Below are 12,578 nucleotides of genomic sequence, written 5' to 3' on the forward strand. Positions count from 1 at the left end.
AGAAGGCAGGAATACCTTATGAATCCTATGAATCAGAAAGACAGAATGCTCGCAGGCTTGCCTTATAAAGCATGGCTGGACGGATTAACCGAAGAACGGACGGCCGCCAGGCTGCTGGTTCATCAGCTGAATTCGCTCTCTCCCGACGCCCATGAGGAGAGAGACGGGCTGATCCGTAAGCTTTTGGGTGCAACGGGGGAGCTTGTGCATATTGAGACTCCCTTCCGCTGCGATTATGGATCGAATATCACTGTAGGGAATAATTTCTATGCTAATTTCAACTGTACGATTCTCGATGTAGGCAAGGTGGTCATTGGCGAGAATGTCATGTTCGCTCCGAATGTATCACTCTATACAGCAGGCCATCCCGTCCATCCCGATTCCCGGAATTCAGGCTATGAATACGGGATTGCCATCACCATCGGCAACAATGTGTGGATCGGCGGCAATGTTATTGTGAATCCGGGCGTGACCATCGGGAACAATGTAGTCATTGGGGCCGGAAGCGTAGTGACTAAGGATATCCCTGATAATGTGATCGCCGTAGGCAGTCCGTGCCGGATTATCCGTGAGATCACGGAAGAAGACCGGAAATATTACTATAAGGATCGGGAATTTGACGTTACGGACTATATGTAGAACGGGTTAGGCCGTCCTTAAGGGAGAGGATTTATTTCAAATCAGCACATAGGTGGCTCTCAGCGGCCCGTGTACCCCGACCACCAGCTTCATTTCAATATCCGCGGAATTGGAGGGACCGGAGATGAAATTAATCGATGAACCCACCGGTTCTCCTGCCTGAATTCTCCGGTTGAGAGCTGCGGCGGCATTCGTGGAGCGAAGCACCAGCTTCTCTCGTTCAATCACCGCTATATAATGGGCAGGAAGGAAATGAAGCGACCGTCCCTGATCGGGGCGGCTCTCCACCACAACCGTTCCAGACTCTGCCAGTGCACAGTCGGCGAAGACTATGGCTGTATTCGACGATTCAGCACGCCTGATATTCTCCGCCCGTCCCGCCGCTTTCTCCCATACAGCAGCATCCGGGAAGGTAAGCCCGTATTCCCTGAACCGGGGATCACCGGAAGTCATCACGTTCCCGCTGCCATTAGCCTCTATCAGATCATCTAACGTTCTCTGCAGCAGCTCCCGCGTCGTTTCAATCACCTGAGTATGGATGAAGAAGCATTGCTCTTTAAGCATCTCTACAAGATCATCTTGAGTAAGCGGACCGTAGCTGTCAGGAATGAACTCATGGACCGCAGGACGCCGGACCTCTGACTTCCGTGCCCGTCCCAGCTTGGCAGCAATGGTATTCAGAAAAGCTTCCGTATTCGTGTTTCTGTTCGCGCTCGTGTTCGGGGTTGCTGTCATTGCTCCGAGCCTCCTTTGCGCTTCTCCAGCCATGCCCGGAAGCTGTCCTGCTGCTTGACGGGCTGTTTCAAGTCGCGTGAATGAATCCACCCCTGAATGATAGCCGGTCCCCGTACAATGCGCCCGTGCTTGCTCATGATGCGGCTGGCCGAATGGGCGAGTCTGAGCGTTTTGCCGAACAGGGCGGGGGAGGAGAGCAGCTTAGCGGCGGCCTTCATCTGGAATCGGTCAGCAGCGCCGGTTCTCTTCTGCTTCACAATATTCTGGCGGTGCATAATAAGCTGCTCATGCAGCGGGATTTTTACCGGACATACATCTGTACACGCCCCGCAGAGGCTGGAGGCATACGGCAGCTCCTTATAGTCGTCATAACCGCCAAGCAGCGGCGTAATGACCGCACCAATCGGACCCGGGTAGATGGAACCGTAAGCATGCCCGCCGATATGGCGGTAGACCGGACAGACATTCAGGCAGGCACCGCAGCGGATACACTGCAAGGCTTCGCCAAATTCACTTCCCAGAATATCCGAGCGGCCGTTATCGACGACCACCAGATGGAATTCCTCCGGTCCGTCGGTCTCTCCCGCCGCTGAGGGACCCATGACCGTGATATAGCTGGTCAGCTTCTGGCCGACAGCACTGCGGCAAAGCAGATTATCCAGGATCTCCATTTCCTCAATCGTCGGGACAATCCGTTCCATGCCCATCACTGCGATATGCGTTTTGGGAATAGCGGCGGTGAGGTCACCATTCCCTTCATTTGTGACGAGATTAATTGCGCCCAGGTTGGCGATGGCGAAATTACAGCCCGTAATCCCGACCTCCGCATCCAGGAACTTCTGGCGCAGGACGGTACGGGCGAACCCGGCCAGCTTCTCCGGCGTCTTATCGCCGGTGTATCCGAGCTTCTCTGCGAAGACGCGCCTGATCTGCTCCCGGTCTTTATGTAGCGCGGGGGCTACGATATGGGAGGGAGGGTCCCAGTCATCCATCTGCAGAATGTACTCTCCGAGATCCGTCTCAATCAGCTCACAGCCGGCTTCAAGCAGCACGTGGTTGAGCTCAATCTCCTCAGTAACCATGGACTTGGATTTGACGACCCGGGTCGCCTGCTTGCGGGCAATGACATCCCGTATATAACTGCTGGCCTCTTCCTTGGTTGCGGCAAAATAGATATGTCCGCCCTGCCGCTCCACATTATCCGCAAGCTGCTCCAGATAAAAGTCCAGGTTCGCCAGCGTATGCTGACGGATCAGCTGGCCGGCCTTCCGCCACTGCTCCCAATCCCCCAGCGCGGTAGCGGCTGTCAGCCGTCTAGTCTTAAGGCTGTCCTGTGCCGACCCCACGGCACTGCGCATGAAGGAATCCCCAAGGCCCTCCGCGGTCCGTTCGCTGAAGCTACGTGAATCTGTTTGCAGGCTCAAGTCAGTTTCCCCCTTTATGATTGGCAGGCATATGCTGGTTGAGCACCTCTGCAATATGCATGACGCGTACAGGTTCACCCTTGCGGGACAGGCGCCCTCCGATGTTCATCAGGCAGCCCATATCTGCACTGATCAGGATATCCGCTCCGGTATCCAGCACACAGCTGCATTTCTCATCGGCCATCTGCCCGGAGATTTCAGGCATCTTCACCGCAAAAGTGCCGCCGAACCCGCAGCAGTTGTCGCTGTTCTTGAGCGGCTCAAGCTTCAGTCCCTTTACCTGCTCCAGCAGCTGGAAGGGTGTTTCCTTCTCGCCCAGCAGTCTGGTCATGTGGCAGGAGCGGTGGTAGGTGGCCGTTCCTTCGAGCGAGGCACCGACATCGGTGACCCCCAGCACTTTCACAATGAACTGGGTGAGTTCATATGATTTTTCTTTTAGCGCAACCGCTTTCAATTCCCACTCCGGGTCCCCGCTGAAGATCTTCGGATATTCATGAAACATAGCAATGCAGGAGCCGGACGGACCTACGACATAATCCGAAGCCTCGAAGGCCAGCATCATGTTCTGCATAGCAAGCTTAGATTCTTGCAGATAACCGCTGTTGTAAGTAGGCTGGCCGCAGCACACCTGTGAAGCGGGGTAATCAATCTCGCAGCCGAGCCGCTCCAGGACCTCTACCATGGCAATACCGGCATCCGGAGCCATAAGATCTACCAGGCAAGTGGAAAAAATACTGACTCGCACTCCCATCCCTCCCATCAATGAAAACTTATACTCACAGCTTAACTCAACAAGTCAATGAAAAACAACACAAAAACAAATATAAAATGTGAAACTTATTGACAATAAATATTGATAGCGTTTACACTATGGATGGGTAATTGGAGAAATGGAATAATCTACCTTGAGGGGGAGAAACGGTGATCAAGCATTTGATGTATATCAACGGCCAATTTACGGAATCCGAAGGCAAAGAGTGGATGGAAGTGACCAATCCGGCAACCGATGAAGTCATCTCACAGGTTCCCAAGGCAACCAGGAATGATGTTATACGCGCCATTGATGCAGCGGAGCAGGCCCAAGCCGAGTGGGAGGAGACTCCTGCGGTAGAGCGCGGCAAGTATTTGCATGCGATTGCTGACGGCATCCGGGCAGAAGCGGACAGCATCGCCAGGCTGATCTCGGAGGAAGTTGGCAAGACACTGGAATTATCGACCGTAGAGGTTCATTTTACTGCGGATTATTTGGATTATATGGCGGAATGGGCGCGGCGTTATGAGGGAGAGATCGTGCAGAGCGACCGTGATAATGAGCATATTTTTGTATTCAAAAGAGCAATTGGCGTCACCACGGGCATTCTGCCCTGGAACTTCCCGTTCTTCCTGATTGCCAGAAAAATGGCCCCGGCACTTATCACCGGCAACACGATTGTCGTCAAGCCCAGCGCGGAATCTCCGAACAATGCCATGGCGTTCAGCCGGATTGTGGATCAGGCCGGATTGCCTAAGGGGGTATTTAACCTGGTCACAGGCAGAGGTGCGGAAGTGGGCAACGAGCTGTCCAGTAATGCCAAGATAGGCATGGTTAGTCTTACAGGCAGCGTACCTGCAGGGCAGAAGGTCATGGAGGCAGCGGCTGAGAATATCATCAAGGTCAGTCTGGAGCTGGGCGGCAAAGCGCCGGCCATCGTGATGAAGGATGCCGATCTGGAACTGGCGGTGCAGGCGATTGTCGCTTCCCGGGTCATCAATACAGGCCAGGTCTGTAACTGTGCGGAGCGTGTCTATGTGCATGAGGATATTAAGGAAGAGTTCACCGCGCGGCTGGTTGAAGCGATGAAGGCTGTGAAGTACGGAGACCCGCTCAAGGACAAGGACATTCAGATGGGCCCGCTCATCAACAAGGCGGCGCAGGAATCGGTACAGCAGAAGGTGGACCGGGCCGTTGAGGAAGGAGCCAAGATCGCTCTTGGCGGTAGAAAAGTTGAAGGAACCGGCAGTTTCTTCGAGCCGACAGTGATCACAGACGCTACGAATGAGATGGAGATTGTGCAGGATGAAATTTTTGGTCCGGTCATCCCCGTCATTTCATTCTCTACCCTGGACGAGGCGATAGCCCTCGCCAATGACAGTGAATTCGGCTTAACCTCATCGCTGTATACTCAGAATCTGAACGTCGCCATGAAAGTCATCAAGCGGCTGAAATACGGGGAGACGTACATCAATCGCGAGAATTTCGAGGCGATGCAGGGCTTCCATGCAGGCTGGAGAAAATCCGGCATCGGCGGCGCTGATGGTAAGCACGGCTTGAACGAATACCTCCAGACCCATGTCGTCTACTTGCAGTACGACAAATCGGTTAACTGAATACGCAGCGACTGTTTGCTGCTTGCGAAGGCGGCCCCTTTTTGGGGGCCGTTTTTTTGATAGTATGTTTTGGGGTCCCCGCAAAGTACCTGAGTTATCATCGAAGCTAAAGCCCCACTTTGTGGGGCTATTTTGCTGTTTTTGGACATCATAAATACTCCCGCCTGGCTTCAAACTTTTTCACGGTCTGATTCGTCTTGCATAATGAAAGGCGGTATATATAGAAATGCGCGCGCAGTAAAGAAGGAAGAGAGGCCTATGGATGGATAGCAAACTATTTCACAAGATTTTCACAGAATTTATGGTGGATTACAAAGAGAATGTGTACCGGTTGGCGTACAGCTATGTAAAGCATCCGCAGAACGCCATGGATGTGGTGCAGGATTCGATACAGAAGGCGTTGACTAAGAGCGATTCGCTGACAAAACCACAGTCCATGAAAAGCTGGTTTTACCGTATTGTAGTCAATACGGCACTTGATTATTTGCGCAGAGAAAAAAAGCTTGTTCCCGTTGCTGATGAGGTGCTGGAGCAGCATGGAGTGAGTGATCATGATGTGCTTCAGGATTTGCATCTGGCAGAGACCTTAGACGAGCTGCCTATGATGTATCGTGAAGTCATTATTTTGAGGTTCTTCGAGGATATGAAGCTGGAGGATGTGGCCCTCGTTCTCAATATACCTTTAAGCACAGTTAAATCCCGGTTATATCAATCATTGAAAATTCTTCGTATGAACATGAAACAAGAGGAGGTCTATTAATATGGACAAAAAAATGGAAAAGCTCAAGCAGGATTATATGAATGTGCCCATACCCGCTGAACTGGATACGCTCGTCACACAATCGCTTCGGCCTGCCCCGCGGCGCAGACGCAGCATCAAATGGTTCCTTGGCTCAGCTGCTGCTGCGGTTGCTCTGTTCGTGTCCGGGGTGAATATAAGCCCGACGTTTGCACAATCCATGTCGGAGCTGCCGGCTGTCAGTGCATTAGTGAAGCTGGTAACCTTCACGGAATATAGAGCGGAGGGGGACGGTTACCATGCGGATGTCAAGGTTCCGGCAATTACAAATATGCCCGATAAGAAGCTGCAAGACATGCTGAACGAGAAGTATATTGCGGAGGATCAAAAGCTGTACAAGGAATTCATGGCCGAGATTGACCAATTGAAGGACAAGGGCAGACCCAATAAAGGAATTGACAGCGGGTATGAGATTGTCACCGATACGGATCAGCTTCTCACTATTCGGCGCTGGGTCGTGCAAACGGCGGCGTCCGCGTATGAAACGATACAATACGACACGATTGACAAAAAAAATCAAGTGCTGCTCAACTTGCCAAGTCTCTTCAAGGATGAAAGCTATGTATCTGTTATTAGCGAAAATATCAAGGAGCAAATGCGTGAGCAAATGAAAACGGACACGGATTTCAAGCGTTATTGGATAAAGGGCGAAAATGAGGATCTTCCGGCAAGTGGATTCGACAGCATTTCGAAGACTCAGAGCTTCTACATTAACGGGGACGGAAATTTGGTTATTTCCTTTAATGAATATGATGTTGCTCCGGGATTTATGGGACCCGTCCAATTTGTAATACCAACAGATGTAATCCGTTCGCAGCTGGTCAGCCAGCAATATGTTAAATAGGGCATAGTAGCTAGGGCAGCCTGAAGTGGAGACATTCAGAAGTATCTCCTCTTCAGGCTGTATTTTTTTATTTTACCCGGGTATAATTAAATCAAATAGAAGGAGGTCAACATATAACATGAGTACGGGTAATGAACAGACGCATGCTTATTGCACAGCATTTTTGGGAGTGGAGGCCGTTGCCAGCGGTTCCTTACAGCACGTGGTTGCTACTGTGAAGAGGACGCTGAGCGACAGTGAACTGGCCCGGGTGCTTATTTTTGACGATTCTACGGGGAAGCCGATAGATGTTGATTATCACGGGACAACAGATGCTGTGCTTACACGGTTAACAGAGCCTTTAGAAGAGTCAGCCGTTACAGAAGTGAATTCCCAGACTGCGCGCAAGGCAGGCCGGCCCAAGCTGGGGGTCGTATCTGGAGAGGTCACTCTGTTGCCCAGACAGTGGGAGTGGCTCAAAGCACAGCCTGGCGGGGCCTCGGTAACCTTGCGCAAGCTGGTTGATGAAGCCCGCCGTGCCGGAGAACAGCAGGGCACGATCCGCAAGTCACAAGAAGCAGCTTATACCTTCATGACAGCTATGGCCGGGGATTTCAGCCATTACGAGGAAGCTCTGCGCGCATTATATGCCGGTGATGCGGAGCGTTTTGACCAATACACTCAGGACTGGGCACCTGATATCCGCAACCATGTGAAGCAGTTAGCTGCAGTTGCATTACAGAAGAAGAATTGAAGGGGAACAGACCACTATGAACATTATACAAACGAACAACATTGAGCTGGCCTATGACAGCTTCGGCAACGATAATGACGAGGTGATCATCTTGATTGCCGGACTGGGCACCCAGATGATCCGCTGGACAGTTCCATTCTGTGAACAACTGGCCGCGCGGGGCTTCCGGGTGATCCGTTTTGACAATCGGGACACGGGCTGCTCGACGTCCTGGGGATTGACCAGGCACATGTCGTTGGCCGGTCTATGGGCGGAATGATCGCCCAGCTTGTTGCCAGTAAATACCCGGACCGGGTCTTGTCGCTCACGTCTATCATGTCTACTTCCGGGAATCCTACCCTTCCGCAGGCTTCCCCGGAGGTGATGGGGCTGATGACTGCCCCGGGACCTAACCCGTTTGAGGATGAGGCGGGATTTGTAGCGCACAGTATGGCTTTTGCCAAGCGCATTGCTGGTACCGGCTTTCCATTTGAAGAAGAAGCTTACCGGGCACTCATTGCGGAGGAAGTCCGGCGGGCCTACGACCCTGGCAGCGTGGGACGGCAGATTGCCGCGATTGCGGTCTCCGGTGACCGCCGTCCGCTGCTGGCAGCTATAGTGGTCCCTGCACTTGTCATTCACGGGATGGATGATCCCCTGTTCGTTCCGGCGTGCGGGGAGGACACCGCTTCTTCTATCCCAGGCGCAGAGCTGATGCTCGTTGAGGGCATGGGACATGACCTGCCGCCCCAGTTGTATGAGCAGACTATAGATGCTATAGAGCAGGCAGCTCACTGTAGTTGACTAACCACTACATTCTGTAGTAGATTATAACTACTACGTAGTGTAGTAATAATGTTATGGACGCATAACAGACATACGAGGTGTTCACGGTGAACAAGATTCAGAAGCTATCGGATACAGAATTAGAGTTAATGGAAGCCATTTGGGCGAGTACGCCGCCAGTTACTTCAACGGAGCTGCTGAACCAGTTCGCGCATAAGGGTAGGGATTGGAAGGCGCAGACGATTTCTACCTTTTTGTCACGGTTAGTGGATAAGGGGTTTCTGACGGCTACCCGGCATGGGCGGCTCAACAAATATGTGCCCGGCATTTCGCCTGAGGACTATAAGCTGGTGGAGACTCAGCATGTCCTGGACGGGCTGTATCAGGGTTCGGTCAAGAATCTGATCTCTGCCATGTATGACGGTGACAAGCTGTCGGACCAGGATATTGATGAGCTGAAGCAATGGTTCTCGGAAAAGTAGGTGATGACGATGAATACCTTGCTAAACCTGCTGATCACGTTAACCGTTGCCGGAAGTGTAGTGACTCTCAGCATCCATGCGCTGGGGAGACTATCGACCGGGCATGTTCCGGCCAGGTGGCGTTATGGACTCATTAAGCTGGCCTTGTTCTTCTATTTATTCCCGATAGCTATTGTTCTGCTGCGGATAGCAGCGCGTCTGAGTACACCGCATGTAGCAACAAGTCTACAGAATACGCAGACTGGCGGACTAACCGGGAATATAGTTGAATCCCTCCGGCCTGCAACATTAACTTTAACAACAAGTACCGCCTTTATCCTTCTGGGCATTTGGGCAGCAGGGACGGTCTCTTTTGCCGCCTGGCAGTGTTATGCTTACCGCAGATTTACCAGAGCGCTTGAACGTACCCGTACCCTCGTACCGGAGGATAGTAGGGCAGCGATTCTGCTGAAGAGTGTCAAGGAGCAGCTTGGCCTCACAAGCAGTGTCCGGTTAATGTACACTCCTGCCGCAAGAAGTCCTTTTCTGGCCGGTCTGTGGAGACCGGTGATCTATCTGCCTGTTCAGAGTCCTGACAATCTGGATATGGAGATGGTGCTGCGCCATGAGCTGGTTCATCTGAAGCGCAAGGATCTGTGGTTCAAGGCTTTGCTGCTGGCCATCCGTGCGCTGCATTGGTTCAATCCTCTCGTGTACACACTGCGGAACGGGCTTCATACCTGGAGCGAGCTGGCCTGTGACCAGGAGGTGGTCCAGAGCATGTCCCATACGGAGCGCAAACGCTATGGCGAAACGATTCTGAGTGTTATGGCAGGACCAACAAACCGGCCCGGAGCATTCTATGCCCTACTATCCGGTGACGGCAAACAACTACAAAGGAGATTAATCCATATGCTTAACGTCAAAAAGCTGAACAGACAAACTCTATTCTTATCGGTAGCCGCAGCCCTGTTAATCGCAGGGATCAGCACCTCTACCGCTGCCTTAGCATCCAGGGTTACACCGCAAGTGGTGGCAGACACGCAGAATGAGGATTCACGAACAACCGCTTCCGAAATAGCTCCTTCTAAATCGTCAGAAGGAGGAATAACCGAGCCAGCTCAAGTATCTGGAATCCAGCCTGCCGAGAGTAGCACCATCCCCGCCCAGGAATATACAGCAGGACAACTCGTTGCCGGGCCCGCTGAATCTGATGATTCTGTAACGGTTCCCGCTGAAGTGGCTCCCGGAGCTGCTCAAGCAGACAGCACTGCGCAGCCGCTGCCTGAGCTTGTAGCATCCCCAGCTGAAAGTGCTCCTGTAACTGTGCCAAAAGCAAGCGCTGCCCAATCTGATTCCGGGCTTGCCCCTGCACCGGTCCCTGACCAGAAAGAGGCCATTGTAGTGGCGCTTCCCGAGCTAGTGCCGGCTCCTGCTGAAAGCGTTCCGGCACCTTCTAAGTAATCATCCGGCATTCAACCTGCCGGGATATAATCACAGCCAGGGGCAGCTTCCACTTGGGAAGCTGCCCCTGATTTTTTTCACAAACACGTTCTAATCTCTTAAAGGTCTAAAGAATTCACGGATGTCATCCGCCAGCGGCCCCGGATCTTCCATCGCAGTGAAGTGTCCGCCGCGGGGCATCATGGTCCACCGTGTAATATTCAGATTGCTTTCAGCCCATGCTCTAGGCGGTAGACAGACATCCCCAGGGTATAGAGCTACCGCTGTAGGCACCTCAATCGGGCCGAGGGGAGGTAAAGTATGTGTATTCTCATAATACAGATTCGCAGACGAGCCCGCTGTATTCGTAACCCAGTAGATCATAATATTCGTAAGCAATTCATCGTCACTGAAGCTCTGCCGCAAGTCTCCCTTGCAATCACTCCATGCTCGGAATTTCTCAATGATCCAAGCTGCCAAGCCGACAGGGGAGTCGGTGAGTCCATAGCCAATCGTCTGCGGCTTCGTCGACTGAATCTGCATATATCCGCCTTCCTCAGCGATCCATTGTGAGGTGTTTCGGATATACAATTGCTCCTCTTCCGTCAGGCCCGACTTATCCTGCACCGCCAGCAGATTCTTGATCAGACCGATGTCAGTTAGGTGAATTCCGCTTAGCAGTTCAGGGTGGTTGAAGGCCAGATACCGGGTCACACCGGAGCCGACATCTCCGCCTGCCGCAGCAAATTTACGGTACCCCAGATGCTCGGTCATTAATGTGGCCCATAGCCCGGCGATATGGGAATTGCTGATGCCCGTGCGCTTCAGTCCGTTCGAGAAGCCGAACCCGGGCACGGAAGGCACGATCACATCGAAGGCATCCTCAGGATTCCCGCCGTAGCTCGCCGGGTCTGTAAGCATGGGAATGATTTTCTCGTAACGCAAGAAGCTGTCCGGCCAACCATGTGTAAGGATGAGCGGGTAGGGATTAGGGCCTTTGCCGCGTTCATGCACGAAATGGATATCCAGCCCATCAACATTACAGCGAAAGTGGGATAGGCGGTTCAACTCCGCTTCCCGGGCGCGCCAATCGAACTGGTCCCGCCAATAGGTAACGAGCGACCGCAGATATCCCTGATCTGTTCCCCGGTCCCAGTCAGACGGCTCTAACAAATCGGGCCAGCGAACATGCTCCAGCCTGTATCTCAGATCTTCAAGAACTTCATCAGTCACACGGATTTCAAAACGTTCAATCGCCATCAATGATCTCTCCCTCAGAGTATTAACTACAGCATCTATATGACAACTATACCACCAGAAGGAAGGTTACATATCAATAAAACGAATCCGAACTAGATCTCTTCGACAGTATGAAGCTCGAATAATTCTTGAAGCTGGCAGAGGGGAAATGCACATTCCTGGAGAAGTACTTTACGTAAAAAAGCGCGAGGTGAGGGAATGGACAGGTTAGCCAAGATCAGATCCGAAGAGAAGCTGTATCATGATCACTGTTACGATAACAACAAGTTATTCGAACCAGGCTCCTGGCTGCACAAACCCGTTACAACAGTCGTTAATCTTATCAATCAGTATAAGGATCAAGAATACATTAGCATACTGGATCTGGGAGCTGGGGTTGGCCGGAATAGTATTCCGATCGCCGAATCGATTAAGCCTGTGAATGGAAAAGTTGTATGTGTAGACTTGCTGGAGTCAGCCATAGCGAAGCTGAAGAGCTACAGTCAGCAGTTCGGTGTCGAGCCTTACATTGTACCTGTTCTATCTGATATTGAACACTTCTCTATTGAACCAAATGAATATGATATTATCGTGGCCGTATCTTCATTGGAACATGTGGGCTCGACACAGGTATTGGAGCAGAAACTGAGTGAAATGAATGCCGGGACAAGAGCAGGCGGGACGAATTGTATTATCATCGCGTCCAATATCCGGGAAATGCTGCTAGAGAATAAGCAAGAGCTGGACCCCATGTTTGAAGTGAATCTGTCTACTGAAAAAATGATTGAATTATTAAATCAGCAGTTTGCCGGTTGGGAGATAGAGCAGCTGGTCGTAAAATCCTTAGCATTTGAGATTAACAGAAACGGGCAGCCCGTCAAGCTGACCTCTGATTGTATCACCTTTGTTGCCCAAAAAAGCTGATCTTATAGAGATTGGCTTTTTTTGATAGAAATTAGACTTTTCCTCCCCGTCTGTGACCACACGCACCCCATCTTCCGTGAATTAGGCTACATTAAGAGTATGCCAAATGAAAGGATTCACAAACTTCCGAAATTTGATTTGAATCCTCCTTTTGCAGCGGCTGGCGTAATAGAATGAGGTTGCTGATAAGGATTATCAATCAAAT

Annotated in this window: 14 protein-coding genes; 10 read left to right on the plus strand and 4 right to left on the minus strand. The window is 51.7% G+C overall.

The genetic code is table 11. The annotated features are described in order from the left end of the window. Positions 1-27: 27 nt before the first annotated feature. Positions 28-639: a sugar O-acetyltransferase gene (locus NSS83_RS02395; RefSeq protein WP_341185926.1), complete on the plus strand. Its 612-nt coding sequence runs from the start codon at positions 28-30 to the stop codon at positions 637-639. Between the two features lie 36 nt (positions 640-675). On the opposite strand, the gene NSS83_RS02400 is transcribed toward NSS83_RS02395, so the two are convergent. Genes NSS83_RS02400 through NSS83_RS02410 form a run of 3 tightly spaced genes read right to left on the minus strand, consistent with a single transcriptional unit; the run spans position 676 to position 3,543 of the window. Continuing rightward, positions 676-1,374 (minus strand): lactate utilization protein C, encoded by a 699-nt coding sequence (locus NSS83_RS02400; RefSeq protein WP_341347595.1) that lies wholly within the window; start codon positions 1,372-1,374, stop codon positions 676-678. Further along, the gene (locus NSS83_RS02405) at positions 1,371-2,798 is read right to left on the minus strand and encodes a LutB/LldF family L-lactate oxidation iron-sulfur protein (protein ID WP_341185924.1); all 1,428 of its coding nucleotides are present in this window, start codon (positions 2,796-2,798) and stop codon (positions 1,371-1,373) included. The genes NSS83_RS02400 and NSS83_RS02405 overlap by 4 nt, the downstream gene beginning before the upstream one ends. 1 nt (position 2,799) lies before the next feature. After that, on the minus strand, positions 2,800-3,543 hold the full coding sequence (locus NSS83_RS02410) for a (Fe-S)-binding protein (RefSeq protein ID WP_341185923.1): 744 nt from the start codon (positions 3,541-3,543) through the stop codon (positions 2,800-2,802). Between the two features lie 176 nt (positions 3,544-3,719). On the opposite strand from NSS83_RS02410, the gene aldA reads away from it, so the two are divergent. The 8 genes from aldA (at position 3,720) to NSS83_RS02450 (ending at position 10,231) form a co-directional block, all read left to right on the plus strand. Next, entirely contained in the window at positions 3,720-5,165 is a 1,446-nt protein-coding gene (gene aldA, locus NSS83_RS02415) for an aldehyde dehydrogenase (protein WP_341185922.1), read from the plus strand. A gap of 262 nt (positions 5,166-5,427) precedes the next feature. Further along, complete coding sequence (locus NSS83_RS02420; RefSeq protein WP_341185921.1) at positions 5,428-5,925, plus strand: RNA polymerase sigma factor; 498 nt, start codon at positions 5,428-5,430, stop codon at positions 5,923-5,925. A 1-nt stretch (position 5,926) separates the two neighbouring features. Then, positions 5,927-6,808 carry a DUF3298 domain-containing protein gene (locus tag NSS83_RS02425; protein WP_341347596.1) on the plus strand — a complete coding sequence of 294 codons (882 nt, stop codon included), beginning with the start codon at positions 5,927-5,929 and terminating at the stop codon, positions 6,806-6,808. A 118-nt stretch (positions 6,809-6,926) separates the two neighbouring features. Further along, on the plus strand, positions 6,927-7,541 hold the full coding sequence (locus NSS83_RS02430; RefSeq protein WP_341347597.1) for a DUF2239 family protein: 615 nt from the start codon (positions 6,927-6,929) through the stop codon (positions 7,539-7,541). A gap of 16 nt (positions 7,542-7,557) precedes the next feature. Beyond that, positions 7,558-7,800 (plus strand): alpha/beta hydrolase, encoded by a 243-nt coding sequence (locus NSS83_RS02435; protein WP_341347598.1) that lies wholly within the window; start codon positions 7,558-7,560, stop codon positions 7,798-7,800. Then, on the plus strand, positions 7,797-8,324 hold the full coding sequence (locus tag NSS83_RS02440; protein ID WP_341347599.1) for an alpha/beta fold hydrolase: 528 nt from the start codon (positions 7,797-7,799) through the stop codon (positions 8,322-8,324). The genes NSS83_RS02435 and NSS83_RS02440 overlap by 4 nt, the downstream gene beginning before the upstream one ends. An 89-nt stretch (positions 8,325-8,413) precedes the next feature. Continuing rightward, positions 8,414-8,788 (plus strand): BlaI/MecI/CopY family transcriptional regulator, encoded by a 375-nt coding sequence (locus tag NSS83_RS02445; RefSeq protein ID WP_036693854.1) that lies wholly within the window; start codon positions 8,414-8,416, stop codon positions 8,786-8,788. Positions 8,789-8,797: 9 nt separating this feature from the next. Continuing rightward, on the plus strand, positions 8,798-10,231 hold the full coding sequence (locus tag NSS83_RS02450) for a M56 family metallopeptidase (protein WP_341347600.1): 1,434 nt from the start codon (positions 8,798-8,800) through the stop codon (positions 10,229-10,231). A gap of 90 nt (positions 10,232-10,321) precedes the next feature. Here the strand turns inward: NSS83_RS02450 and NSS83_RS02455 are convergent, their stop codons facing one another. Beyond that, entirely contained in the window at positions 10,322-11,470 is a 1,149-nt protein-coding gene (locus NSS83_RS02455) for an epoxide hydrolase family protein (RefSeq protein ID WP_341347601.1), read from the minus strand. 198 nt (positions 11,471-11,668) lie between these two features. On the opposite strand from NSS83_RS02455, the gene NSS83_RS02460 reads away from it, so the two are divergent. Beyond that, the gene (locus NSS83_RS02460) at positions 11,669-12,373 is read left to right on the plus strand and encodes a class I SAM-dependent methyltransferase (protein ID WP_341185915.1); all 705 of its coding nucleotides are present in this window, start codon (positions 11,669-11,671) and stop codon (positions 12,371-12,373) included. The last annotated feature ends 205 nt before the right edge of the window (positions 12,374-12,578 follow it).

It is taken from the genome of Paenibacillus sp. FSL H3-0469 (assembly GCF_038051945.1).
In the GTDB taxonomy this organism is placed as follows: domain Bacteria; phylum Bacillota; class Bacilli; order Paenibacillales; family Paenibacillaceae; genus Paenibacillus_AQ.